The sequence below is a fragment of the Sphingopyxis macrogoltabida genome (assembly GCF_001314325.1).
GTDB classification, from domain to species: domain Bacteria; phylum Pseudomonadota; class Alphaproteobacteria; order Sphingomonadales; family Sphingomonadaceae; genus Sphingopyxis; species Sphingopyxis macrogoltabida.
This window is the reverse complement of sequence record NZ_CP009429.1, coordinates 725,762-750,409: the sequence shown is the minus strand read 5'-3', so window position 1 is coordinate 750,409 and position 24,648 is coordinate 725,762. Positions and strand designations below refer to the sequence as shown.

Annotated in this window: 31 protein-coding genes; 18 read left to right on the top strand and 13 right to left on the bottom strand. The window is 61.6% G+C overall.

From position 1 onward, the window contains the following. Positions 1-231: 231 nt before the first annotated feature. Both LH19_RS03710 and LH19_RS03705 read left to right on the top strand, forming a co-directional pair. Positions 232-1,629, top strand: coding sequence for a conjugal transfer protein TraH (locus LH19_RS03710; protein WP_407696736.1), 1,398 nt, complete (start codon positions 232-234; stop codon positions 1,627-1,629). 5 nt (positions 1,630-1,634) lie between these two features. Then, positions 1,635-5,375, top strand: coding sequence for a conjugal transfer protein TraG N-terminal domain-containing protein (locus LH19_RS03705; RefSeq protein WP_039575519.1), 3,741 nt, complete (start codon positions 1,635-1,637; stop codon positions 5,373-5,375). Here LH19_RS03705 and LH19_RS03700 read toward each other — a convergent pair. Together LH19_RS03700 and LH19_RS03695 are read right to left on the bottom strand one after the other, a co-directional pair. After that, on the bottom strand, positions 5,372-5,893 hold the full coding sequence (locus LH19_RS03700; protein ID WP_228383647.1) for a hypothetical protein: 522 nt from the start codon (positions 5,891-5,893) through the stop codon (positions 5,372-5,374). The two genes, LH19_RS03705 and LH19_RS03700, sit on opposite strands and share 4 nt — an antisense overlap. A 154-nt stretch (positions 5,894-6,047) precedes the next feature. After that, positions 6,048-6,437 (bottom strand): MarR family winged helix-turn-helix transcriptional regulator, encoded by a 390-nt coding sequence (locus LH19_RS03695; protein WP_052208293.1) that lies wholly within the window; start codon positions 6,435-6,437, stop codon positions 6,048-6,050. A gap of 223 nt (positions 6,438-6,660) precedes the next feature. Between LH19_RS03695 and LH19_RS03690 the strand changes: the two genes are divergently transcribed. Next, a complete protein-coding gene (locus LH19_RS03690) occupies positions 6,661-6,900 on the top strand; it encodes a ribbon-helix-helix domain-containing protein (RefSeq protein WP_039575525.1) in 240 nt (79 codons plus the stop codon). Between the two features lie 3 nt (positions 6,901-6,903). Further along, the gene (locus tag LH19_RS03685) at positions 6,904-7,332 is read left to right on the top strand and encodes a putative toxin-antitoxin system toxin component, PIN family (RefSeq protein WP_039575528.1); all 429 of its coding nucleotides are present in this window, start codon (positions 6,904-6,906) and stop codon (positions 7,330-7,332) included. 30 nt (positions 7,333-7,362) lie between these two features. On the opposite strand, the gene LH19_RS03680 is transcribed toward LH19_RS03685, so the two are convergent. Continuing rightward, the gene (locus LH19_RS03680; RefSeq protein ID WP_054724991.1) at positions 7,363-7,581 is read right to left on the bottom strand and encodes a hypothetical protein; all 219 of its coding nucleotides are present in this window, start codon (positions 7,579-7,581) and stop codon (positions 7,363-7,365) included. A 212-nt stretch (positions 7,582-7,793) separates the two neighbouring features. Here LH19_RS03680 and LH19_RS03675 point away from each other — a divergent pair, with 212 nt between their 5' ends. After that, positions 7,794-8,165: a PRC-barrel domain-containing protein gene (locus LH19_RS03675; protein ID WP_052208294.1), complete on the top strand. Its 372-nt coding sequence runs from the start codon at positions 7,794-7,796 to the stop codon at positions 8,163-8,165. Here LH19_RS03675 and LH19_RS03670 read toward each other — a convergent pair. Then, positions 8,149-8,481, bottom strand: a complete 333-nt coding sequence (locus tag LH19_RS03670) for a DUF6961 family protein (RefSeq protein WP_054724989.1) — start codon at positions 8,479-8,481, stop codon at positions 8,149-8,151. The two genes, LH19_RS03675 and LH19_RS03670, sit on opposite strands and share 17 nt — an antisense overlap. Positions 8,482-8,565: 84 nt before the next feature. Next, positions 8,566-8,829 (bottom strand): DksA/TraR family C4-type zinc finger protein, encoded by a 264-nt coding sequence (locus tag LH19_RS03665; protein WP_039581049.1) that lies wholly within the window; start codon positions 8,827-8,829, stop codon positions 8,566-8,568. A 305-nt stretch (positions 8,830-9,134) separates the two neighbouring features. Here LH19_RS03665 and LH19_RS03660 point away from each other — a divergent pair, with 305 nt between their 5' ends. The 10 genes from LH19_RS03660 to LH19_RS03615 all read left to right on the top strand — a co-directional run bounded on the left by LH19_RS03660 (position 9,135) and on the right by LH19_RS03615 (position 16,825). Beyond that, positions 9,135-9,653: a sigma factor-like helix-turn-helix DNA-binding protein gene (locus LH19_RS03660; protein ID WP_039575534.1), complete on the top strand. Its 519-nt coding sequence runs from the start codon at positions 9,135-9,137 to the stop codon at positions 9,651-9,653. Positions 9,654-9,711: 58 nt separating this feature from the next. Further along, a complete protein-coding gene (locus tag LH19_RS03655; RefSeq protein ID WP_039575537.1) occupies positions 9,712-10,044 on the top strand; it encodes a hypothetical protein in 333 nt (110 codons plus the stop codon). Positions 10,045-10,085: 41 nt separating this feature from the next. After that, positions 10,086-10,559: a hypothetical protein gene (locus tag LH19_RS28990; protein WP_039575541.1), complete on the top strand. Its 474-nt coding sequence runs from the start codon at positions 10,086-10,088 to the stop codon at positions 10,557-10,559. Then, positions 10,466-11,509, top strand: a complete 1,044-nt coding sequence (locus tag LH19_RS27670; protein WP_158514392.1) for a JAB domain-containing protein — start codon at positions 10,466-10,468, stop codon at positions 11,507-11,509. Before LH19_RS28990 ends, LH19_RS27670 begins: the two co-directional genes overlap by 94 nt. Then, positions 11,506-12,531 carry a LuxR family transcriptional regulator gene (locus tag LH19_RS03640; protein WP_228383648.1) on the top strand — a complete coding sequence of 342 codons (1,026 nt, stop codon included), beginning with the start codon at positions 11,506-11,508 and terminating at the stop codon, positions 12,529-12,531. Before LH19_RS27670 ends, LH19_RS03640 begins: the two co-directional genes overlap by 4 nt. A 108-nt stretch (positions 12,532-12,639) precedes the next feature. Beyond that, on the top strand, positions 12,640-13,263 hold the full coding sequence (locus tag LH19_RS03635; RefSeq protein ID WP_052208297.1) for an acyl-homoserine-lactone synthase: 624 nt from the start codon (positions 12,640-12,642) through the stop codon (positions 13,261-13,263). After that, positions 13,260-14,120 carry a phytanoyl-CoA dioxygenase family protein gene (locus tag LH19_RS03630; RefSeq protein WP_039575544.1) on the top strand — a complete coding sequence of 287 codons (861 nt, stop codon included), beginning with the start codon at positions 13,260-13,262 and terminating at the stop codon, positions 14,118-14,120. Before LH19_RS03635 ends, LH19_RS03630 begins: the two co-directional genes overlap by 4 nt. 3 nt (positions 14,121-14,123) lie before the next feature. Further along, on the top strand, positions 14,124-14,726 hold the full coding sequence (locus LH19_RS03625; RefSeq protein ID WP_039575548.1) for a GntR family transcriptional regulator: 603 nt from the start codon (positions 14,124-14,126) through the stop codon (positions 14,724-14,726). Between the two features lie 198 nt (positions 14,727-14,924). Then, positions 14,925-15,833, top strand: a complete 909-nt coding sequence (locus LH19_RS03620; protein ID WP_082395401.1) for a nucleotidyltransferase and HEPN domain-containing protein — start codon at positions 14,925-14,927, stop codon at positions 15,831-15,833. A gap of 86 nt (positions 15,834-15,919) precedes the next feature. Next, a complete protein-coding gene (locus tag LH19_RS03615; protein WP_054724984.1) occupies positions 15,920-16,825 on the top strand; it encodes a HEPN domain-containing protein in 906 nt (301 codons plus the stop codon). An 18-nt stretch (positions 16,826-16,843) separates the two neighbouring features. Here the strand turns inward: LH19_RS03615 and LH19_RS03610 are convergent, their stop codons facing one another. The 4 genes from LH19_RS03610 to LH19_RS03595 are packed head-to-tail and all read right to left on the bottom strand — an operon-like array spanning position 16,844 to position 20,221. Then, positions 16,844-17,845, bottom strand: a complete 1,002-nt coding sequence (locus LH19_RS03610) for a tyrosine-type recombinase/integrase (protein WP_054724983.1) — start codon at positions 17,843-17,845, stop codon at positions 16,844-16,846. After that, positions 17,842-18,768: a tyrosine-type recombinase/integrase gene (locus LH19_RS03605; protein ID WP_054724981.1), complete on the bottom strand. Its 927-nt coding sequence runs from the start codon at positions 18,766-18,768 to the stop codon at positions 17,842-17,844. The genes LH19_RS03610 and LH19_RS03605 overlap by 4 nt, the downstream gene beginning before the upstream one ends. Continuing rightward, positions 18,765-19,004, bottom strand: coding sequence for a tyrosine-type recombinase/integrase (locus LH19_RS03600; RefSeq protein ID WP_054724978.1), 240 nt, complete (start codon positions 19,002-19,004; stop codon positions 18,765-18,767). The genes LH19_RS03605 and LH19_RS03600 overlap by 4 nt, the downstream gene beginning before the upstream one ends. Positions 19,005-19,006: 2 nt before the next feature. Continuing rightward, on the bottom strand, positions 19,007-20,221 hold the full coding sequence (locus LH19_RS03595) for an IS256-like element ISSpma2 family transposase (RefSeq protein ID WP_006954973.1): 1,215 nt from the start codon (positions 20,219-20,221) through the stop codon (positions 19,007-19,009). A gap of 253 nt (positions 20,222-20,474) precedes the next feature. Here LH19_RS03595 and LH19_RS29785 point away from each other — a divergent pair, with 253 nt between their 5' ends. Then, positions 20,475-20,711: a transcriptional regulator domain-containing protein gene (locus tag LH19_RS29785; RefSeq protein WP_407696697.1), complete on the top strand. Its 237-nt coding sequence runs from the start codon at positions 20,475-20,477 to the stop codon at positions 20,709-20,711. Here LH19_RS29785 and LH19_RS03590 read toward each other — a convergent pair. Continuing rightward, positions 20,685-21,899 (bottom strand): IS256-like element ISSpma2 family transposase, encoded by a 1,215-nt coding sequence (locus LH19_RS03590; RefSeq protein ID WP_006954973.1) that lies wholly within the window; start codon positions 21,897-21,899, stop codon positions 20,685-20,687. The genes LH19_RS29785 and LH19_RS03590 overlap by 27 nt on opposite strands. 197 nt (positions 21,900-22,096) lie before the next feature. Between LH19_RS03590 and LH19_RS03585 the strand changes: the two genes are divergently transcribed. Further along, entirely contained in the window at positions 22,097-22,426 is a 330-nt protein-coding gene (locus tag LH19_RS03585) for a hypothetical protein (protein WP_054724976.1), read from the top strand. A 12-nt stretch (positions 22,427-22,438) separates the two neighbouring features. Here LH19_RS03585 and LH19_RS29310 read toward each other — a convergent pair whose 3' ends face one another. Beyond that, complete coding sequence (locus LH19_RS29310; RefSeq protein WP_234716212.1) at positions 22,439-22,579, bottom strand: hypothetical protein; 141 nt, start codon at positions 22,577-22,579, stop codon at positions 22,439-22,441. Here LH19_RS29310 and LH19_RS27665 point away from each other — a divergent pair. Then, a protein-coding gene (locus LH19_RS27665; protein WP_234716168.1) for an IS5 family transposase occupies positions 22,521-23,221 on the top strand; the annotation gives its coding sequence in 2 pieces (ribosomal slippage) (positions 22,521-22,797 and positions 22,797-23,221; 702 coding nt in all). The genes LH19_RS29310 and LH19_RS27665 overlap by 59 nt on opposite strands. Positions 23,222-23,379: 158 nt before the next feature. On the opposite strand, the gene LH19_RS28370 is transcribed toward LH19_RS27665, so the two are convergent. After that, on the bottom strand, positions 23,380-23,667 hold the full coding sequence (locus LH19_RS28370) for a DUF5983 family protein (RefSeq protein WP_039575639.1): 288 nt from the start codon (positions 23,665-23,667) through the stop codon (positions 23,380-23,382). A 95-nt stretch (positions 23,668-23,762) separates the two neighbouring features. Further along, positions 23,763-24,638 carry a hypothetical protein gene (locus LH19_RS03570; RefSeq protein WP_228383923.1) on the bottom strand — a complete coding sequence of 292 codons (876 nt, stop codon included), beginning with the start codon at positions 24,636-24,638 and terminating at the stop codon, positions 23,763-23,765. Between the last annotated feature and the right edge of the window lie 10 nt (positions 24,639-24,648).

Here is a 24,648-nt window from a genome sequence, read left to right as displayed (position 1 = left end):
ATCACGGCATCTTGCCGACCCTGAAACATGGGACGAGGCGATGATCGACATGGCAGTGGCCCATTTCGCGTGGGACATATTAGCGGAAGGACCTTGCCTCTGAGAGGCGCGTACGTGCCTCTGTCCTTGTCGCGAGAGGTCAACACAAGCGACCATGAGTGGGTTCAGCCTGCCACATCCCGCCCCTGAGAAAGAACGCTGATGTCCTCGCTTGGCGGCCGCCGCGCCATTATGATCGCCCTCATCATGTCAACCTGCGGAGCCGGCGCGCCGGGAGCCTATGCCCAAAGCTGGGCCGAACACTGGTTCGACAATGTGACCTACACGTCGCCCGGTAGTTTCGAGGACCAGGCGCGCGGTTATGTGACCGCGGGCGGCTTCTCGGGCCGCGTCGACGTCCACCACGACTATCTGACGAGCGTGACGCTGCCCAAGGTGCGCGCGGGCTGCGGTGGCATCGACATGTTCCTCGGCGGCATGTCGTTTCTCGATCCCGACTATCTCGTCCAGAAGCTCGAGAGCATCCTGCAGGCCGCGCCCGCCGTCGCCTTCCAGTATCTCCTCGAAACCCTTGACGAGAAGATGGGCAACATCATCTCGAAAATGGAAGCCGCGACCAACTTCCTGAACTCGATCCAGGTCAACGACTGCCGTCTCGCGAACCGCATGGTGCAGATTGCGAAGGGCGACGACAATATGTCGGGGATCATCGAGGAGATGACCGGCTACCGCTCGATCAAGCAGGGCTATGCCAAAAGCTATCAGCAGAGCCGCGAGAAGATCGAGGCGAACAACAACAACCCGACCGAGGATCTGAAGGAGGCGCTCGCCAACTGCCCGCGCGAGGTCACCGACATCTTCCGCACCGGCTCACTGCTCGCGCATGCCGCGGCGCGCGTCGGTGCAGGCGAATGGACCAACGTCATGCGCGCGCGGGTCGGCGATGTTTACATGCGCTGGGATCAGGCCGACAAGGTGCCGCTCTTCTCGGCCATCCCTGCCTGCCCGCGCCAGGATACCGAGGCCGTCGAGGATTTCCTGACCGGGCGGGTACCGGCCCGATCGCTCAACCTGCCGCCGACGGGCGCGGACTGCAGGGTCGACGGGCCGGGCCGCGGCGCGCTCGTCCTCGCGCGCGAACGGATGCAGGCGATCGCCACCAAGATCCGCACCCGCACCGCACTGACGGCCGAAGAACGGCAGTTCGTTGCCAATGTGAAGACCCTCCCCATCTACCGCATGCTCGAATGGGGCGTGCGCGAAGGCGTCGAGGACGCGGTGATTGGCGATACCGACGAGCTGGTCGCGCTGACCCTCGCCTACCAGATGCTCAACGACCTCACCCGCAGCATCGACTTCGCGCTGTCCAATGCCGAACGCGGAACGTCGGTCGCCGGTGCCGCCGACGCCGGCAACGCAAATATCTGTCAGACGCGCATCCTTACCAAAGGCATCGAGCAGCTCCGCGATCTCCGCGAAGAAGTGCTGCGGCAGCGCGCGCAGATGCGCCAGTCCTATATGGCGTCGCTGAACCAGGCGAACCTATCGGCAAATTACGCCGGGCTCGTTCGCCAGCGCGACCGCGACGCGCGCGACGCCGCCGGCGCCGCCGCCAACCGCAATCGCTGACGGCCATGCGTGTCAGTTCGCTTTCCGCGCTCGCCGCCGCCTTGGTCGCGCTGCTGCCCGCTCCCGCGCTCGCACTCGAGACCAGCTTCCACACCTATGACGGGTTCAACGAGACCGTCGATGCGTTCCGGCTCGTCTCGATGATCTTTGCCGATCCGCGCTACGAAACGCTGGTGCTCATCGTCGCGGTCGCCGGGATCGCGCTCGGCGCGCTACTCGCGAGCGTGCGCGGCAACGGCATGGGGATCGTCGCTTTCGGCTTTCAGACGCTCGTCGGCATCGGGCTCTTCGTCGGCATGGTCGCGACCACGGGCACCGTCCATGTCTACGACCGGGTCCGCAACGCCTATCAGCCCGTTGGCGACGTCCCGAACCTGATCGTGCTGGTCGCGGGCGTCACCAACATGATGGAGCGCGCGATCGCTGAGACGATTGACGACAATACCATCGATCCCAATGCCAAGCTCGAGTTCGGCGCCGGCGGCCACAGCTTCGACCTGTTCCTGAACGCTGTTAGCCCGCGAGGGCCGATGACTGACAGCTTCCTCGATGCAACGATCAAGGATTATGTCCGGCAATGCTATCCCGTCGCGCGCGTCTCTCCCGCCTATGGCATCGACGACGATCAGCTCTTCCGCACCAGCAACGATCTTCCAGCGGCTTTCGCCGCGATGGCGGGCCCTGCAACCTTCAGCACCGTCTTTACCGCGACCGACAAGGGCGGAACGACGGTGAGCTGTACCGAGGCCTGGACGCATATCTCGGGCCGGCTTTCGGATCCGGCGCTGTTCGACGATTACAGCCGTCAGGTCTGCGAGCGTACCGGCTATGATGTCTCGAACGCCGCCCAGCTTCAACGCTGCAGGTCCAATCTTGGCGCGCTCGGCGACAAGATGCTGGCGACGCCGCTGACGCTCCAGCAGCTGATGACCAACATCAACCTCGGCAATGCTGTCGGCGACGTGCTGTTCGAAGACAGCCCCGCGACCGCCGCGCGCGTCATGGCCAACCGCGCCGTCGTCTCGAGCGGTCTCGCGACCATGTCGACCGCGAACGAATGGATGCCGACGATCCGAGCCACCGTCTTCGGGATCATGCTGTTCATGATGCCGATCGCGCTGCTCTTCATCCTGACCCCGATCAACCTGCGCGTCGCGAGCTTCGCGCTCGGCCTCTTCGTCTTCGTCGCCATGTGGGGCGTGATCGATGCCGGCATCTACCAGCTCACGCTCGGCCGCGCGATGGATGTGCTTGCCGAGATGCGCTCGAACCATGTCGCCGCCAATGCCTGGATGCTCGCACCGGGGTCGGCGATGAAGGCGCTGGCCATCTTCGGGAGTTTTCGCACCGCCGCCGCCGGGCTCGCCGGCGCCTTCGTATTCACCGTGTTCCGCTTCTCGGGCAACGTGTTCACCTCCTTCACCAGCGGCGCGCTCGGCGTGCAGGGCCAGGGCACCGCGGCCGCGACGCCGATCATGACGCACGAAGGCCGCGCTCAGGCGCTCGAGGCGCAGGCCTCGGCGACCGGCACGACGGCGCGCCGCAGCGCGGCATCGAGCTTCGGGGATTTTGGGGTGCGGTCCGCCATGGGCGCCAATCGTGCTTTCGGCGCGGCCGGCGGATATCTCGCCGACCGGACGCCGGGCATCGCGGGAACGACGGGTTTTGCGCTCGGAGCGACCGATGCCGCGCGCGAACTTGGCGGCCTCGCTCCTGCTCTTGTCGGCCGCGACTTAACCCATCCCGCGACGGCCGCGGCCGTGCGCGCCAATGCGACGACGTCAGCGATCCACAATTTCGCCGAGAAGGACGCGCTGCGGAACTTGGGGACGAACTATTTCGGGCCGGGTCAGGCGGGCGAGCGGGCTTTCGCCGGTTTCGCGCAGAACATGGTGCAGTGGAAAGCGTTCGGTGACACGCGGGCCTACGACATGATGATGCAGGGCGCGCAGCGGCATTTCGAGCGCAATGGCTATGACCAGAAGGATGCCGCGCTCAAGGCCTCGACCGTGATCGCACAGGCTTCGGCCGACCCGACCTTCGCCAAGCTGATCGCCAACACCTACGACCAGGAGGCGATGCTGCGGAACGATCTCACCACCGCGCAGGTCAATGTCGGCGCGATGGAAGGCCGGCGCGACTATGCGGGCGACAATGTCGCCGGGATCGAACGGCGCAACGTCGCAACCGAGCAGGCGTGGCGCACCGGGAATAACGAGGGCCAGCGCAACGCCGCGTCGATGCTCGGCCTGTCCGTCGACGAAACCTCGCGCCGCATGGGCTTCATCAACACCCTCTCGGGCGAGGCCCGCTCGTCGGCGATCACCTCGCTCTCCCGCGCGACGGGCCGCAACGAGGCGCAGGTCATGCGCGCGCTGGAAACCTATAACGCCTCGGTCCAGCTCGGCACCGCCGACGGCGCGACAGCCGAGGCCGGGCGTGAGGGAAAGAGCGTCTATGGCCGCACCCGCGAGGTGGCTGGCTATGACTTTGCCGAACGCTCGGGCAAGCTCGATGCCCAGCGCGAGGTCGGGCATGACGGCGTGCGTGGCGCCGCGCGCATCGGCGAGCAGCGGCGGCAGAGCGACAATTTCGGGTTCGCGGAAGGCGCAGCCGCCGCCGGCGTCTCCACGCGCGAGGCGGCGCGGCTCGACAGCTTCATCCAGGCACTCAGCCGCACGGCGGGCAACCAGGTCGACATGGCCGAGGGCGGCGCGGCCGGGATTGCCGATCGCGCGCGCAATGAGCGGCTGACGCGCATCGTCGACAACGAGCGGCTCACACGCATGCAGGGTCTGCTGCGCAGCGAGGGCATCAACATGACCAAGCGCGAGCTCGCCATGGCGCAGAATGGCGATCTCAATCTCAATGTCTCGCCCGATGTCGCGCGACAGCTCCGCGCCGCCGGCCTCATCAACGACAGCCAATATGGCGCGATCGCCGAGGGGGGCCGCGCGCGCTTCAGTTTCGCGGACAATGATCTGCTCGTATCGAGCAGCACCGGGTTCACGCAGTCCGCGCGCAGCGATACCAGCACCAAATATGAAGCCGGCAAGCAGGCCGGCCCCGACACTGTCGAGCATATGCTGAGCAGCGGCCCCGAGGGTCAGGCGATGATGGCCAACTGGCTCCGTGGAGGGTTCGAAATGGACCGCAACGGCGAGTGGCGGCTCAATCCGCAGGTCGCCGATACGCTTCAGCGCGACGTGTCCGCGATCATGGCCCAGACCGGGTGGCAGCGGGCTATATCTCGCTCGGCGCAAGACCAAATCTCAATGGGAACGACGGTTGGCGGCAATGTCGGCGCAAGTGCCCAAAGCGGTGATTATGCGTCGCGTGGTGGTTCGGTCAAGGGTAAGGAACGATCACAGACAGCAACGTCAGGGAGCGTCGGCGGCAGCTTGGGATATAGCAGCAGCGACATGGGCACGAGTAACGAGACCGCTCGGGCTTCGCTCGATATCGTAAACTATGATGTACGCGAGGCGATATCCGCCGCAGAGCGGGCGGCTGCGCGCTCTGTAAACCCTGAAACGACATTTACGAGCGAGTTGAACCGTCAGGTGCTTGGCCCCGAGGGGCTGCGAAATCGCTACCTTGGGCAAGCCGATTCCGCACGTGGAACCGCCGATATTACTGGGCCGATGACGTCGCTTGAACAATCCTCGATCTTGAGCAGTGGCCGATTTTCTACCGACCTAGCAAATGGTCCATTCGACGGAGATAGCAGCTACAAGAAGCGCTAATCTCGACGTCCAGGGTGCTGAGGGCTGAGTGGGTTGCCTATATAGAGTCCGCCGGAGCGCGGATCATAGATGTCGACCGACCAATGAGGTCGCCCAAGACGCTCCCAGTGCTCGTCCTCCATCCTCATCTGTTCGAGTTCGTCGATTTCCTCGTCCGAGAGAGGTTCGCCAGACAGCGGCCTGTTCAACCAAGCTCGGATGAATCCAAAACCAAGCACCAGCAGCGTCGTCAGCGGGAAGAAGAGCATGTTGAGATAGCCCGCCAGAGCGCTGGTATAAAACTCCGCCAGAGCCGGGAGTTTCAGCGAGGCCGCCGCGCCTGCCCAGTAGACCGGAATCGCTGCCCACCAAAGCTTCGCGTACCACGGCTTCCAGAGCCAATCGCGCGCGACGGGCTCCCGAACGGTATCGGCTGTTGATGCGTCGGAAAGGTGGCTCGCCTGCATGTGTTTTCTCGGTCGGCAGCCTATCAGAAGATGCCGATTGAAGGAATCAAAAGAGCTTCCGGAAATGGACATTTTGCTTTCCCTGATCCGATGATTTTCCAATTTCCTTTTGTAGTTACATCAACTTCGGCTTCCCTCTTTCTCCCTTGAACCTTGAAGCCAGATTCTTCGTCTCTCGTTTAGGCATGACAGATTTCGTTCTGGACGATCGAGGAAGCGGCAGCCATCAGGCATTCGCCCGGGACTTCGCATAGTCGTCTAGAATGCACCTGAGGATGGCTCGACCGCGAGCGGTCAGGGCGATGTTCGTTCGACGCCCGTCGTGAGGATCGCGCTCGCGAACCACAAATTTGCAGGATTCCATTTCAATGGTCTGCCGCGTCGCAGTCGGAATCGAAACGCCACTCGCATATCCCAGGCTCGAAACCGGCAGCCTTTTATCGACCGTATCCGCGACATAGAGTTCCAGTAGCATGATCCAGCCCGCATGGCTCCAGTCTTGCTTCTTGAGGTACCGCGCAATGATCTGCCGTTCGACAAGCAGCTCACGGCATAGGCGAAGCCGTCGAGCTTCGACATCGAACGGTGGATCATCTTGTTCGATCCGCGTCGCCATGCGTCCGTTTGCGCCTCGCGTCAGTTTGACGTGGAGAGCCGGAACATCCGGCGCCGAGGTGGATGCTGCGATCTATTGTGTTCCGTGCAGAGGCTCGAAAATCGGGGTAAGCTAAATCGAGCCCCCCTGTGGCAAGTCGATCCAGCGCATATGTCGCAATTGAAGATTGGCGTAAAAGATGATAAGCGCTTATCCGCTTAAACGTCCATGAGGAGTCTAGATTATGGGAGATGCGACGCGTTGGACCGTCAATGTCGCGACCGAAACCGACATTGATGTCCGCACATATCTAGCTCAGCGCGGAATGAAAAAGGGCGATCTATCGCGCTTCATTGAAGAGTCCGTGAAATGGCGCCTGCTCGATCTTACGCTCGCCGAGGCCCGTGCCGGTTTCGATGACGTCTCGCCGGAAGAAATGAGCGAGTTGATCGACGAAGCGATTGCGGATGCGCGTCGGAACTGATCAATGCGCGTTGTCATCGACACCAATGTGCTTGTCAGCGCACTCCTGCACGGGCGGTCGCTTCCCTTTCAGCTGATTGCCTTGTGGCGCCAAGGCAAGGTCACCTTAATCACCTCTGCGGAGCAGCTAGAGGAAATTCGGCGCGTTACACGCTATCCCAAACTGCGAGCCCGCTTGAATCCAGCCGTTGCCGGCAGACTCGTCAATGAACTCAAGGGCAGCGCCATTGTCATAGAGAATCTGCCCGACGTGTCCGTCAGCCCGGATCCCTGGGACAACTATCTTCTGGCGACGATCGAGGCCGGGATGGCCGAACTTTTGATCACCGGCGATAAGGCCGACTTGTTAAGTCTCGGGCGCCATGGCGGGGCGCGCATTATCACCGTTCGAGAATGCCTGAGGCTGATTATGGGAACCGAGCCTGATATTTAGCGCCTCATCGGCACCAGAACCGGCGCCCCTTCAGCCGAGACGGCTCGATATCATTGGCCAACCTCTCAGAGCGCGGCGAAGCGCCGCCTTGAATCCATTGCAGCCCGTGACCAGGCCGAGTTCGCTAGCGCTCGCGTCGTCGACTCGGCGTCCCAGGAAACCCCGCGCGAGCAGCAGCGCGGGGCGATTGCGAACCGCCAGGCCGAACGCGACCGCAGCTGGCGCATGCTTGAAGCCGATCAGGCTCATGAAAAAGAGCGGCCGAAAGGCAAGGTCAGTGCGGCGCGCTAAATACGATCGCGCCATGCGCGGGTGGTGCGCGGACTGAGCTGGCGTTCGGCTCGTCACACGAGTCCGACGTCTCAGCGAATATTGCCGGATGCTCGATTGAAGCAGGGAAAGATTGCGGGATGCAAAGCGTAGCGTGAGGAGAGAGGGGAGACGCAGAAAGGAAACATGTCATGGCTGACACGGACATCGCCACGGACGAAACCAGCCGCCTGATCGCCTCGAACAAGGTGGAAGGCACCGCCGTCTACAACCGCGACCGCGAGAAGCTCGGATCGATCTACAATTTCATGGTCACGAAGCGCGAAGGTCGCGTCGAATATGCGGCCCTCCAGTTCGGCGGTCTATTCGGTCTTGGCAGCGATTATTATCCGCTGCCCTGGGACGTCCTGACTTACGACACCGAACAGGGCGGCTATGTCGTTGATCTCGACAAGAAGGTTCTCGAACAGGCGCCGCGTTATGGCGCCGATAGCGAGCCGACCTTTGATCGCGACTATGGCCGCGAGGTCTACGGCTACTATGGGATCAATTATCCGTTCTAGTTTCCGGCGCCGGATTCGGACGCGAGGCAGCCGCATCGGGGTGCTGTCTCGTCGGCCCGGACTGTCCCTGCGCGGCGGCACGGGCGGCAATCCGCCGACCGTCTGCCGCCGGCGATGCTATGCTGCCGACGTAGCGGATTTCATGGAGATCCGTCAGGCAAACGGCTACCTTCGTCCAGAACGCGGCGCCCGAGTGATCACCCGAGCGGCGCAAATCGTCGATCATTGTCGTGATAACCTCGGGTCCGCGATCGCCATATTGAGATTCGATGGCGAGCGCTTGGCCCCAAAGGTCGTTGTCGGCCTTGGCACCCATGATTGCGACTCCGATTTTCTTTTGGTCGATCCTAACCATGAATGAGCAAGCCGGCAAAACAGATCGCCGCGCGCAAAAGCCGCTTCAGCGCAACTGGCTGTCCTTGCTGCCGCGGCGATTGGAGCCCGCTGGCCGGATCGACGCATCGCGTTTGTCCTGACAGGAAACGCAGGTCCGGCTCGATGGCATCGCCTTGCGGCGCGCGGCGGGAATTTCCATGCCGCAGTCCTCGCAGAAGCGCGTCCCTTCGCCCGACGCGATGCGTGAACGCGCGATCTTGACCGCATCGGCAACTGTATCCTCGATCTGTTCCTGCACAGCACCGTCATGTGCCCAGCCGTCCGCCATCATCGACCCTTTCAAGGTATAACGCCGGGACCCTCGTGATCCGGCATGGGCGCCGCGCGGGCGCACATTGCCCTCACCGCCGTTCGGGACAACCGCCGAACAAGATGAAATCCTGCGCATACGCAGCCATGATTTTCACTGATCACCTACCTCGCGGCGCTCAATTTCGAGAAACTCCGCAAAGCACCCGGCGCCACTGACTGCAAAAAACTGTAATATCGACTCGACCTCCGGGCCTTCCGCGTGAAATATCTCTAACTCCGAAGGAAAATCTGGCCACCAGGGGTCACAGTGGCAGCGGCGCTATGGACGAATTGGGATCGCGAGAATCGGATGATGCCGAACGCTGGTCTCGGCTGACCGAGAAGCAGCGTGCTTGCCTCGATCTGCTCGTCGAGCGCAAAACGTCAAAACAAATCGCCCGCGAACTCGGCATTGCGAAGGTGACCGTCGATCAGCGCATCAGGGCGGCCCGCAATATTCTCAGCGCTTCCGACCGCGATGAAACGGCGATCATCTATTCCCGGCTAAAGCCGATATATGATCGGGTGATATATGATCCGGTAGACCTTCCCCAACCCCAGAACAGCGTGCCAAGCATCGACACGAACGGAAGTGCATTCAAGGCCATCGCACTGAGCGAGCACATGACGTCAGTGGTTGAGCCGCCGAGGCGCCCATCACCGTTCAAGGATCTATGGAGGCATGATCATGCCACGAAGAGCAGGTTACTGATCACCGTGACCATAGCGGTCTCTGCGGCGATCATAGCACTCGTCGGGCTTGCGATTGCATTGGTGCTTACGCAGCTGATTTCCGTCTGATCCCACATTGTCGCAACCACAAAGTCGGAGCCGCCGCGGCTTCCGGCAAGGAGAAGCCATGCATACCGAAGTCGAACCCATCGTAACCCGCCTGCAGCAGGACGTGCCGGCGGCAGAGGCTCGCATCGATGACGCGATGATCGCCCTTCTGTCGCTCACCACCAGTGTCGTGGCGGCCCGCCGGGACACTGCCGGAGTACCGGCTGCGAAAGGCCATGCGATGATCCAGCGTCTCGCCAAGGCGCAAATGTCGCTGGTCGATATCAGCGGCGAGGTATTCCGCGTTCACGGTGATCTGGTGACCATCGGTCGAGAAACCGCGGGCTACGACATCCACGAAGACTGCCCGCTCCAGGAATCGGCGGTCGTGCCGCTCCACGCCGTTGCCTGACACGGTTTGACTGGGGGCCATTACTATGAATATGGATCGCAATGCGCGTCGCGGCATTCTTCCTGCTTCTTTTGGTGGCTCTCGGTTACGCCGCACGGCGCGGTGGAGGTCCCGAACGGGTGATGGCGGGGGTTGCGATCGTGATGGTCGCATCCGATCCGATACTCCATCGATTCGTTCCGCTTGGCTATGCTTCACTCGATTTCGGTCATCTTGTTATCGATGGATTCGGCGCTACCTCGACATTGGTCCTAGCGCTGATCGCACACCGATTCTGGCCGATGATAGCCGCTGCGCTTCACCTGCTCCCATTGATGGCACACCTCAGCCGGGCGTCCGATTTGTCGATGCACCCGGCTGCCTACATGATCATGCAGGTCGCCTGGTCATGGCTGGTGCCTCCCCTTCTGATCTTTGCAACATGGCGTCATCAGCAACGCTTACAGCAGAACGGCAGCGATCCGTCCTGGCGAAATTCATCGCGATCGTCGCCCCTGAGCAAAGCCAGCAATTAGCAAGCGCGCTCCTCGCAGAGTTTCACACCCTCAATCGAATCTGTTCGCAGTCGAAGGAAAGTCTGGCCCGGATTTGCGGGAAAAGCAGCGCGGTGCCTGGACTCCTGTTAGGCGCGCGCGCCTTAATGCTCGAAGGGTCGCGCGGGGAACTGGGAAAGCGAATAATCGATCCAGGCGACCAGAAGCTGTTGCGGCATCTGATTGCCACGATGGGCTCGCTCCAGGATGAAACCCTCCGTATCCTCTTTCTGGATGGCATTGGCCGGCTGATTGCCGATGAGCAAGTGCAACGCGGAACGGTGCACCAGCTCGTAATTTATCCTCGGCCAATCTTTCGCCGGGCGATGGAACATAACGCCGCGAGCCTCATCCTCGTTCACAATCACCCCAGTGGGGATGCGACGCCCAGCGAGGAGGACCTGATTGCAACACGCGCGCTGGTACAGATTTCCCGATCGCTCGACATAGAAATCGTCGAACACATCGTTGTCACGAACTCCGAGTGCCGGCGAATAATGAAGTCGCGCCCGCGACCGAATACAACCGCCAAATCGGCAGGCCAGCACTTGAGAGACAGCGCTTCCGATCGATCGAGCTCGGAGCAAGCGCGAACGGATCAAGCGCTTGCTAACGCCCGACGCGCTGTCCGACGGCGCCTGTTAAGGCAGCAGTTATTCGGCTCGCCAGAAATTCTCGGCGAACCAGCATGGGATATGCTGGTTGAGCTCTTCATCCATGAGTGCGAGGACAAACCGATATCGACCGGATCGCTATGCGGGGCGGTCGAGCGTCCTCTGAGCAGCGCGATGCGGGTCCTGCAAAAGCTGTGCGACGCCGAACTCATTTATCGCGCCGAAGATCCCAGCGACGGCAGGCGACAATTTGTACGGCTCGCGCCCTCGGTCGCGCACCGACTGCATGCCTATTTCTCCGAAGGCGGCGAGACATGACGAGGCTCGCCCCGACCAAGGCACACCACATTCGCATCAATGTCTATGCCGAGACTTATCACCGCTGGCGGAACGACCCACGCCTTCGTCGGGGCGCAGCAAAGGAGAGAAGCCACCGAGCTATTCAGCATCTATTTCAACCGCTCGGTATCGAGCATTCATGTTCAGCGATCGTCGATGAAGGAAAGGAACCGAATTCGATGACATTAGGAGCGACCTGCGGGATGGCGGGTTGGGAACGCGCCCTCGGTCGATCAATGATCATGCGATTGCATTTGATGGAAGATCTGGTTTCAGAAATTTGTTCCGTAGATGACGAAGATGAACTTCATGCAGCGCTGATGACCGCAGCGCGTCGAATGTGTTTCGATCATTTTGCCTTGGTCTATGATCGGCGAGCCGGCGACGAAGCCGAAGCCAATTTGCTGATCCATGACTATCCGGACGCTTGGGCGAATGTCTATGTCGACTTCGACCTCGGGGGCGCCGATCCGGTGCGCCGGGCAGGAGAACGATCGCTAGTCGGCTTCGAGTGGCAGCATCTGCCTGATCTCGTCCCCATGACCGAAGGCGATCGGCATATGCTGGCGGTGGGACGCGAAAACGGCGTCGGCGACGGCTTCACGGTCCCCCGGCATTTGCCGGGCGAGGCCAGTGGATCGTGCTCTTTCGCCGTTCGTCCGAACCGGGAGATCCCTCGCGAAATGCTTCATGTCGCCGAAATTGTCGGCGCCTTTGCATTGGCCAGCGCGCGGCGGATCGTCGGGGTCGCGCCCGTGCGCGAGCGTCCAGTCCTGAGCAAGCGCCAGCGAGAATGCGTCCTCTGGTCTGCTCGCGGCAAGTCCCAGGCCGAAATTGCCGCCATCCTTGGAATAAGCGAGGAGACAGTCAATCAGCATCTTAGAACGGCGCGCGATCGATATGCGGTGCATTGTCGGCAGGCGCTCATCCTTTGCGCGCTGTTCGACGGATTGATCGGCTTCGGCGACATCATCCGGTGGGCGCGGCCCGCCGTTCACTGACTGACACTGGATCAGGATGGCTCGGTGGGAAGCCATCCCCCTTTCATGCTATAGGCAGATCGGCAAAATCATGATGAGACTCCGGGAACAGACAGCCCAGGAGCCAATATGCCTACCCCTACCACGCGGACGCCAGAGGTGTCCGAGAACGATGTGCTGCGCGCCATGTTCGCGGCCCGCAAAGAGGTGTTCGTCGACCTGCTAAAATGGGACTTACCCGTTCTGGACGGCCGGTTCGAGATCGACCAGTTCGATACTCCGGCGGCCCATTATCTGATTCTGGCCGACGAATGGGGTCGCCACCGCGCATCCGCGCGGCTGCTGCCAACCGACAGCTCGCATCTGCTCGGCGACCTGTATCCCTTTCTCTGCGACGGGCCCGTCCCCGCAGGGCCGAATGTCAGGGAGATCACTCGCTTTTGCCTCGACCGGAATCAGACAGCCGGCGAGAGGCGCATGGCGCGAAACCAACTCGTAACCGCGCTTGCCGAGCATGCCTTGGCGACCGGCATCACGGATTACACTGGGGTCGCCGAAATCGGCTGGCTCCAACAAATTCTTCAATTCGGATGGCTGTGCCGGCCGCTCGGAAGGCCCTTACGCCAGGACGGGAGAACGCTCGCTGCCCTCCATATTCAGATCGACGAGCGCACGATCGATGGCCTGAAGCGCGGCGGCGTCTTCGAACCGCTGACATTCGCACTGTTCGGCCAGCAGGAGTTGGTGGAATGACATATATGTCTTCCGAAGAACTGACCGCCCGGCTGGTCGAATGCGGCTATTGCATCGTCCCGGACGTTTTGCCGACCGCGACGATCGATGCATTCAATGCCGACCTCGATCCCGTCTTCGCGGCGACGCCTTTCGGCCAGGGGCGCTTCTACGGCTACCGCACCAAGCGGTTCGGCGGGCTCTTGAAGCGATCTGCCCATGCTGAAACGCTCGCCCTGGAGCCGACGACCCTCGGCGCCGTTCAAGCCATACTCGGCAGCGCGTGCGACCGGATTCAGCTCAATGTGGCGCAAGCGATCGAAATCCATCCCGGTGAGACGCGGCAGTTTCCCCATCGCGATCATGACATGTGGAATGGCGCCAAGGGCGAGCATGAATATCTGATCAACGTCATCTGGCCGCTTACTCCATTCACGGCTGATAACGGCGCGACCCAAATCTATCCCTATAGCCACGGCCGCGACGGGATGGAGAAGGAGGATGTCGGCGACCCGATTGCCGCGATCTGCGATCCGGGTTCAGCAATTTGCTTCCTTGGCTCGACCGCGCACGGCGCCGGGCCCAATTTGACCCAATCGGTACGCCGCGGGGTGGTCATCGGCTACAGTCTCGGATGGCTCAAGCCCTATGAGAATCTGTGGCTTTCCTATCCGCCGAATATCGCCCGCAAATTCTCACCCGAACTCGCCGCGCTCGCGGGATATGCGCAGCACCGCCCCAACCTCGGCAATTATGAAGGGCAATGCCCATCGATATTGCTGGACGACAATGTTCCCGACCATATCGGTGCGATCGATGCGTTGCGCCCCGATCAGGAGGCGATGCTTGCCGATTATTTCCGGGCGTCGGCGGGCTGAGCAATGAGTCCCGCCCATGTGCATGAGCCGACCTATTCCGCGACCAAGCATCGGCTGATGACCGGCGCCTGGTCTGCTGGCGTTCGGATCGAAGCAGCGCGGCTCGCGGACGAGATCGGCGTCAGCATCACACCAGTACGCGATGCCCTCAATCGGCTTGCCGGGGAACGCATGGTGGATTTCATCGCGGGGGAAGGATTTCGCGTTCCGCTGTATAGCGAGGCCGAGCTACGCGATCTCTTTGGACTCAATCGCCTGCTGCTGCTCGCGGCCGTCGGCAAGGCTGGGCTTCCACGCGACGGCAACCAGAATATGGGTGATATCGCGGACCGCTCGAGCCGCCTCTTCCTTCGGCTGGCGAGTTACTCGGCAAATGGAGAAATCGTCGCCGCGGTGGGCGCACTCAACGACCGATTGCATCGGACGCGTATGCTCGAACTCGAGGTATTCGCCGACGCGGCGGACGAACTTTCCGAGCTTGAGACGATGGCCAGCGAGAGACACGACCGCCGCATCTTTCGGGACCTCCTGGGACGCTATCACGAACGACGCAGACATGAAGCGGGCACCTTTGCGCGTTTGCTCAGCAGCACCGTTTCGCGATAGGAATCGGGCAGCAGAGAGATGATTATGACTGCGGATGAAAGCTTCAATGGGCAGCACCTTGGTCGTCCGCGGCGACCAGGGCTCGCTGCGAGGGTCGTCGGCAAGAAAACCAATGGGCGCGCGCCGACCCGCCGCTTTAGTCAAAGATGGACCCGAAGAATGGGTGCATCGTGGGCACAGTGTTGCTAGGCTGTTCTCATGCGGACGAACATTGACCACATCCCTCCCCAGAAGCGTCGAGACCTTGAGCGGGTCGTCCAGATTATCTTCGAAGAATTCGAGGATGCGCTGGCACTGGCAACGCAGCAATGGAAGAAACGCGGTCGTATCGAGAAAATTATTCTCTATGGCAGCTATGCCCGCGGCGACTGGGTGGACGAGCCGCACACGGCCAAGGGCTATCGGTCGGACTTCGACCTGCTGATCATCGTCAACGATAAAAGGCTGACGGATCGCGTCGATTATTGGTTGAAGGCCGACGATCGCTTGACGCGAGAACTGGCAATCACCCAGACGATCAAGACACCGGTGAACTTCATCGTGCACACAATCCAGGAGGTGAATGACGGCTTGGCGCATGGCCGCTATTTCTTCATGGACGTCCGGCGCGACGGCATCGCGCTCTATCAGACAGTCGACGATGAACTCCACGAACCGAAGCCAAAGACGCCGGAATCGGCGCTGGCGATGGCGGAGGAGTATTTCGAAGACTGGTTTCCTGGCGCGATGCAAAAATACGAAGGTGCAAAGTTTCATATCGAAAAGCGGCACTTAAAGCCGGCTGCATTTGACCTGCATCAGACCGCTGAGATGCTTTACCATTGCATACTTCTGGTCGAGACTTTCTACACGCCGCATGTCCATAATCTGATTTTCCTCCGCAAGCAGGCCGAGCGGATTGATCGTCGCCTTGTCGATGCTTGGCCGCGCGAGACGCGTGCTGACCGGGCGCGGTTCGAGAAGCTGAAGGACGCCTATGTGAAGGCGCGCTATTCGAAATTATGCCGAGTTCGGCATAACTTTGATTATGCCGAGCGCCACACTATGCCGAGCGGGCGCGGTAGGTCCCGGCTTTCCAGCAACTTTGCGGTGATCGGCTCGGCATAGTTTTACGCATCCGATCTGGGGCAATCGATGCCGATCGGCCGCAATGAGGTCTTGCCACCGGGCGTGAAGATGGCGAGACTCCGGGGATGAAGAACGATGTCGATCATCTTCCGCCGGCGCAGCAGGAAGAACTGGCGCTAGCAACGCGGATTTTGATGGACGAATTTGCCGTCGCGATCTCGCGCGCGACGCAGCCGTGGAAGAAGAACGGCAAGGTCCGGAAGGTCATCCTCTTCGGCAGCTATGCGCGCGGCGACTGGGTCGATGAGCCCGAGAACGGGTATCAGTCTGATTATGATCTGCTGATCATCGTCAGCCACGCTGACCTCGCCGATATCGCGGAATATTGGTATGTCGCCGAGGACAAGATCCTGCGTGATGCGGCGATTGCACGGCCCGTGAACATTATCGTCCACACGCTCGAAGAGGTGAATCGGGGGCTCACTCGCGGCGAGTATTTTTGGGTCGACATCGCGCAGGACGGTGTCGCTCTCTACGAGTTGCACGGCACGGCGCTCGCCACGCCGCAGCCGCTGACCGCGGCGGATGCCTATGAAATGGCGAGCGGCTATTTTGCGGACTGGTTGGCCAAGGTCGACACGGCGCTTGAGGGGGCCGATTTTTATATCGGCAAAGGACACAAGAACGACGCCGCCTTCACGCTGCATCAGGCTGCCGAGCGGGCGTACACCTGCTTCCTTCTGGTGCGCAGCCAATATGTTCCGCGTTCGCATAATCTGAAGTTTTTGCGTTCGCTCGCCGAGGACCGGGAGACGCGGCTCGTCGAGGCCTGGCCGAGGGCAACGAAGGTCGATCGCCGGCGCTTCGAACTGGCGAAACGCGCTTATGTCGAGGCGCGCTACTCGGCTGCGTACGATATCGGCAGCGATGATCTGCAGGCGATCAGGGCGGCGGTGGCCATGCTGCGCGACACGGTTGAGACGGTGTCGCGCGAATGGCTCGATGGGCTCCGGCAGAAGGCCGACCTCTGATCGCTGCGGCGGTCCGAGCTACAGCGCGTCGAGAAAGGCCAGCAGTCGATCTTCCGGTTCGAACCGCCCGGGTCGCTTCATATTATGCGGCTGGAGCTTGGCGAGCGCGGCGGTCTTGAGTGCGATATGAGCATGGAGATAGGCCTGCGTCGTCAGGATCGACTCATGTCCGAGCCACAGCGCGATCACCGACAGGTCGACACCCGCCTGGAGCAGTTCCATCGCGGCGGTGTGCCGAAGGACATGCGGCGATACCCGCTTGTGTCGCAGCGATGGGCAATGCGCGCGCGCCGTCCGGACGTGCTTGGCGAGCAGATACTGGATGGCGTCGGGGCTGAGGCGGCCACCGTGGATGTTGGGGAACAGCGCCGATGCCCCGCCGCGTGGCGACTCCTTCAGCCAGTTCTGCATCGCAGCGCGGACCTTGCCTGCGAGCGGCGTGCGCCGTTCTTTGCGGCCCTTGCCGACGCATCGGACATGCGCGCCGGTGCCGAGCATGATGTCGCTGCGATCAAGGCTGGCGATCTCCGAAAGGCGCAGGCCCGTCTGGATCGCGAAGAGCAGCAGCATATGATCGCGGCGGCCGAGCCAGCATGTTCGATCGGGCGCGGCGAGGACCGCGTCGATCTCCGGGCGCGACAGGAAATGGACCTCGCGCTTCTCGGTGAGCTTGCCGGGGATCGCGAGAATGCGCTGAATCTGCCCGCTGCTTGCCGGTTCCTCGAAAGCGAGAAAACGGAAGAACGCCCGTATCGCCGTCAGCCGGAGGTTGCGGGTCTTGGCTCCGATCGCGCGGCCCGCTTCGAGATCGTCGAGGAAGGCGATGATGAAGGGGGCATCGAGATCGGCGAGATCGAGGTGCGAAGGCGGCTTCCCGAGCCTGCGCTGTGCAAAGCGCAACAGCAGCCGGAACGTGTCGCGGTAGGATGCGACGGTGTGCGGGCTGACACCGCGCTGATGCATGAGGCGCTGAGCGAAATACCGCTCGATCAGTGGCGCAATGGACGGGGACCGGGTCATGACGCCTGCTCCCATCGGGCATCGAGCCGCCGCGCGGCATGCTCCATCAGCTCGGGACAGGCCGACAGATACCAATATGTGCAACTGGTATGGCTGTGCCCTAGATAGGTCGACAGGATGGGCAATCGCTGCTCGACGTCGTCGCCGGCACGGTACCAGCGCAGCAGGGTGGCGACCGCATAGCTGTGGCGCAGGTCGTGAATGCGCGGGCCGCGATATGCATCGCCGGGACGGCGCAAGCCGATCTGGCGAGCGACCGTACGAAATATCAGATGGATCGCGCTATGATTTAACGCGCGACCTTGTTCCCCGACGAAGAATGTCGGGCTGATCGGCGTGAAGCAGACTGCATCGCGGCGCTTGGCGTAATCGGTGAGCACGGCAACCGTGGTCGAATGGATCGGAACGAGGCGGGACTTGCCGAACTTGGTATCGCGGATAGTCAGAAGGCCAGCGCCGAGATCGACATCGTCATGCTTGAGCCTGAGCGCTTCACCGATCCGTAATCCAGTGACCGCAAGCAGGCCGAAAATGCAGTAATAGGTCCAGCGATGCAGGCCCTTCGCCGAGCGAACCGTCAGCATCGCATTGAGCAGGCTGCCGATCTCCTGGTCGGTATAGATATAGGGCGTTCGGCGCTGCCTTGCCGCGAGGATGTCCGTCGGCGGAATCTGGGTGCGCGGCTCGGTGCTCGACAAATGCCTGGCAAAGGCGCGGACGGCCGACAGGCGTCCCGGCCAGGTTGGCGGCCTTGCCTCCTTGGTGGCCCAGTCGAGGGCAAGCTTGGTGGTGATAATCGCCGCACCCTGTTGCTCCATGTCGGCGACGAAACGCGAGAGCAGCAGAGCCTGGCATCGCAGCTTGTATCCGAACCCGCGGCGCATGGTGATGTAGCGCTCGAGCGCGTCGCGTAGCGGGCTCATTGCACGCCTCCCGGCCATGGCTGGCTCAGGGTACGCAGGCTTGCCAGATCCACCTTCGCGTAGATGCGCGTGGTATCGTGATCTTTATGCCGCAGCACCTGGCTGATCTGGGTCAGAGCGGCGCCCGAACGCAGAAGTTCGGTTGCAAGGCTGTGGCGGAATATATGCGAACCGCGATGGGCGATATCGGTCGCGTCCGTCAAGGTGGTGTAATTTCGGCTGTGGCCGTGGGCCATCGTCAGGCGGCTTTGGCGGTGATGTGTAGGGGCTGATTTTCCTCCTCGATCATGGGTTGGTTGAGTTCGGCCATGCCTTCGATCTGCATGTATCGGTGCTGGAGCTGCCACTCGTCGTTCTGCTCCATCAGCACAGCCCCGACGAGGCGGATGATGCTGTCTTCGTTCGGGAAGATTCCGACGACGTCGGCGCGGCGCTTGACCTCCTTGTTGAGCCGCTCGAGCGGATTGGTTGAGTGTAACTTCGTGCGGTGCTGGGTGGGAAAGCCGGTGTAGGCGAGCACGTCGGTTTCGGCCTCGTCCATGCAGGCGCCGAGCTTGGGCCAACGGGTGCGCAACTGGTCGGCGACCTGTCGCCAGACCTGCGTTGCGCTTTTCTGATCGGGCTGCAGGAAGACCTGGCGGATCGCGGCGGCGACGACAGTGTTCTGGCCCTTGGGCACATAGGACAGGGCATTGCGCATGAAGTGCACCCGGCAGCGCTGCCAGGTGGCGCCCATGACGCGGGTGATCGCGCCCTTGAGGCCCTCGTGAGCATCGGAGATGACCAGCTTCACGCCGGTAAGACCGCGCCGAACAAGGTCCTTCAGGAAGTCGGACCAGAAGACCTCCGCTTCCGAGGGGCCGATATGCAGGCCGACGATCTCGCGCCGGCCCTCGGTGTTGACGGCCATGGCGATTATTGCGGCAACGCTGATGATCCGCCCGCCTTCGCGTACCTTGAGATAGGTGGCATCGAGCCAGAGATACGGCCATTCGCCGGTGAGCGGGCGTTTCAGAAAGGCATGGACGCGCTCGTCAATGTCCTTGCAAAGCTTGGAGACGGTGGACTTGGAGATGCCGGTCATGCCCATGGCCTGGACGAGTTCATCGACCCGCCGGGTGCTGACCCCGCCGATCCACGCTTCCTGGATCACCGCAACCAGCGCTTTCTCGACCATCTTGCGGGGCTCAAGGAAGCCCGGAAAGTAGGACCCAGCACGCAGCTTGGGGATTTTCAGGTTCAGCGTGCCTACCCGGGTATCCAGCGAACGGTCGCGATAGCCGTTGCGCCAGGTCGCGCGCTCGCTGCTGCGTTCGTGGCGACCCGCGCCGATCAGGCCATCAACGTCGGCCTCCATGATCAGCTGCAGCACGTTCTCGGCGATGGTGCGCAAAAAATCCGGTTGGCCGCCCTTCGCAGCAAGCTCTTCGATCAGTAATCTGTCCTCGGTCATCGGGAACTCCTCTTCGTCACGGTTGAAGTGTGCAAACTCCACCATAACGATGAACCCGGTGGCCACCAGCGACGCCGCATTCCGGGGTGGGGCATGCCCCACCCCGGAATACACCATCGCCTACACCGGAAATTACACCACGAGCGCGGACGCTAACCACCGTTTGTTTCAGAACGCATTCGGCTGACAACGCGGACGGGCGTGCCTATCCATTTTGCATGGGGTCGCTAAAGCAAGATCACGAACTGTCAGAGTGAACGGGCTGGGCGGCGATCCCGGACCGGCACCTCAAGTGCCGGATTGGCTGCTGGCCAGCGAATATGCCGTGTTGCTGTTTGCCGATCGGCGCAGTTTCGCATGGGAATGGCTCCGGCGCAGCGCGCCCTATCGCGCGGCATGGCGGGATCGGGAAGGGTCGCGTCCGTCAAGGTGGTGTAATTTCGGCTGTGGCCGTGGGCCATCGTCAGGCGGCTTTGGCGGTGATGTGTAGGGGCTGATTTTCCTCCTCGATCATGGGTTGGTTGAGTTCGGCCATGCCTTCGATCTGCATGTATCGGTGCTGGAGCTGCCACTCGTCGTTCTGCTCCATCAGCACAGCCCCGACGAGGCGGATGATGCTGTCTTCGTTCGGGAAGATTCCGACGACGTCGGCGCGGCGCTTGACCTCCTTGTTGAGCCGCTCGAGCGGATTGGTTGAGTGTAACTTCGTGCGGTGCTGGGTGGGAAAGCCGGTGTAGGCGAGCACGTCGGTTTCGGCCTCGTCCATGCAGGCGCCGAGCTTGGGCCAACGGGTGCGCAACTGGTCGGCGACCTGTCGCCAGACCTGCGTTGCGCTTTTCTGATCGGGCTGCAGGAAGACCTGGCGGATCGCGGCGGCGACGACAGTGTTCTGGCCCTTGGGCACATAGGACAGGGCATTGCGCATGAAGTGCACCCGGCAGCGCTGCCAGGTGGCGCCCATGACGCGGGTGATCGCGCCCTTGAGGCCCTCGTGAGCATCGGAGATGACCAGCTTCACGCCGGTAAGACCGCGCCGAACAAGGTCCTTCAGGAAGTCGGACCAGAAGACCTCCGCTTCCGAGGGGCCGATATGCAGGCCGACGATCTCGCGCCGGCCCTCGGTGTTGACGGCCATGGCGATTATTGCGGCAACGCTGATGATCCGCCCGCCTTCGCGTACCTTGAGATAGGTGGCATCGAGCCAGAGATACGGCCATTCGCCGGTGAGCGGGCGTTTCAGAAAGGCATGGACGCGCTCGTCAATGTCCTTGCAAAGCTTGGAGACGGTGGACTTGGAGATGCCGGTCATGCCCATGGCCTGGACGAGTTCATCGACCCGCCGGGTGCTGACCCCGCCGATCCACGCTTCCTGGATCACCGCAACCAGCGCTTTCTCGACCATCTTGCGGGGCTCAAGGAAGCCCGGAAAGTAGGACCCAGCACGCAGCTTGGGGATTTTCAGGTTCAGCGTGCCTACCCGGGTATCCAGCGAACGGTCGCGATAGCCGTTGCGCCAGGTCGCGCGCTCGCTGCTGCGTTCGTGGCGACCCGCGCCGATCAGGCCATCAACGTCGGCCTCCATGATCAGCTGCAGCACGTTCTCGGCGATGGTGCGCAAAAAATCCGGTTGGCCGCCCTTCGCAGCAAGCTCTTCGATCAGTAATCTGTCCTCGGTCATCGGGAACTCCTCTTCGTCACGGTTGAAGTGTGCAAACTCCACCATAACGATGAACCCGGTGGCCACCAGCGACGCCGCATTCCGGGGTGGGGCATGCCCCACCCCGGAATACACCATCGCCTACACCGGAAATTACACCACGAGCGCGGACGCTAACTCGGGAAGTTGGTGAGATTGTCCCCTCTGACTTTGGACTGATGAAACTAGAGGACCCGGATCTTGCGACGCCATATGCTCGACCAATATGGACGCCGGCGCTTGATCCGAGGGTTCTCCGCAGCACCGCGGCGGACGATCAATCGGCATCGAGCGCCAACCTGCTCGATATCCGGAACTTTGCCGAATTCGTGTCAGTCGCCGTCGACGAAACCAACGCCGAACACTGGCTGCTATCCGACGGACATTGGGTGATCAGGCTCGATCTCCATGACGGGACGCTGCTCGGCGGCCCACTGTTTCTGGATTATCAGATCGGAGGTCTAGGGTTAAAACCCAATCAGCCTCTTGAAATTGCTTGTATGTATTGATTCAAAGGGCCTTCACCGCAGCGGGAGGCCCTTCACGATGTCGCGTTCTTTATTCTGGTTGTCGGACGAAGCTTGGCTGGCGATCGAGCCGTACTTGCCCCGGAACCAGCCTGGTGCGCGACGGGTCGATGACCGGCGGGTGATTTCGGGCATCCTTCATGTACTGAAATCCGGCTGCCGGTGGTGCGACTGTCCGGCAGACTATGGACCATCGACGACGGTCTACAACCGCTTCAACCGCTGGTCGCGGCGGGGGTTCTGGACGAAGTTGCTCGATGCCTTGGCAGGGGCGGGTGCGGTGACGAAGAGCACGGCGATCGATAGCACCTACATCAAAGCCCAGCGCTCGGCCTTTGGTGGAAAAGGGGGCGCCAGACGCAGGCGATCGGTCGTTCTCGCGGCGGCTGGACAACCAAGATCCATGCCCTGACCGACGTTCTCGGCCGCCCCTATGCCCTTATGCTGACGGCGGGCAATGTCAGCGATGTGAAGGCTGCACCGGCACTGCTCGAACGCGCCGGACCGATGCGCTACCTGCTCGGCGACAAGGGCTACGACGCAAACCGGCTGCGGACGTCCTTGCGCGAGAATGGCACCAGCCCCGTCATTCCGGGTCGCCGCAACCGCAAGCGAGCCATCCGATACGATCAGCACCGCTACCGTAGCCGGCACCTCATCGAAAATGCCTTCTGCCGGATCAAAGACTTCCGTCGGATCGCCACACGCTACGACAAGCTCGCCGCCAACTTCCTGTCAGCCGTCGCGCTGGTCACTACCTTGGCCTTCTGGCTCTGAATGAGTCTCAGCCCTAGCGTTTCGGAATCGTCCATGAGTTCACCCTTCAGAATACCAAGCTATCTAACTTGTCCAATAGCAGGCATTTTGCCGGGAACAAATGCAAGTAAAACCGCAGTCCGATGCTGAACCGTAACGAGGCTGCCAATTTCTGTGCCCTACCACGGGAAAGTCGGGAGCAAGTCTTCGGTCGGGCCGTCGCTGTCGAGCAGCACATAATCGCAGCCGTTGTCGCGGCCGAACGCAAGGATCGGGGGCAATTCTTTGGGGAGGCGGCGCTGCGCTTCGGGCGGCGGCGTCATCGTATGAAGGAACCAGCCATATTGCGTCGGCGCCACTGGCAACGGTTGCTTGTGTGGCGGATAATCCGCCCAGGCGGTGAGTATCTGCCCGGTCGCACAGCGAATATGTGCGGTACTGAGCACAAGATATTGTCCAGTTTCCATAGTGAGTTCCTTGGGTGGTGAGCTCGGATCAGAAACCATCCGATGAACAGAGTCTGCGGTTCGGGCGACGAAGTCGGGTCCGCGGTTCTCGACGGTCACGCAGCGAGCCGCATGACACCTTCGTTGAACCGGTCGATCCATTCGCGCAGCGGCGGGCGCGCTTCGACTGGAAACTGTGCCGCGACGGCTTGGAATTCGACGAGGGCGACGGGGGCGCCGTTCACGATCGCGGCAATCTCGAGGGGCGGCAAAAGGCCGCGTCCCCGGATAAATTCGGTCATCGTACCGGGACGCGCACCAGTGGACCGTCGCCACAGGCCTTCGACATTGATCAGTCGGGGTGCCGCGCGCGCTTCCATGAGAACGATCAGTCGCAGACACCAGGCGGGCAAGGTCTGCACTTCGTGCGGCTTCATGGCCGCACAGAAGAAGCAGCTCGACTTGACGGGAACGGGAAGACCTTCGGCTTTGATGCGAGCCGTGCATTGATGCCGGTCCCAGCCCCAGTCGCGTAAGGGGTAACAATAGTCATAGCGCGGGTCGACATGTCCCTCGCGGTGCGCATACCGGCGGCTGTCCGCTGGCGAAGCGTCGTAGCCGATGAGCTTGATCACCTTGTCACCGCGCGCCCAAGCCTGTTTCGCGAGATCCCAGCTCTCGACCCATTTGTCCTGCGGCTGGATCTTCCATTTCTGGCTGCAACTGTGCCGTCCGAAACTGATCGAGGGTAACGTCGCGTTGGTCAGGCAGTTTTCAAGCAACGAGAAATAGGGTGGCCAATGCTTGAAGCGCTTCGGCGCGTAGCGGACGATCTCGTGCGCGATGCCGCGGACGTCCATCCAGCGCTGGAATATCGGGAGATAGTCATAGGTTTCCGGACGCTCGCTGCCGGTATCGGCCGTCAATACGAGGTCGAGGGGCCTGCCGCGCGCGACCCACTCGATGATCATCGCCGTGCTGTCGAGTCCCATACCCCACGCG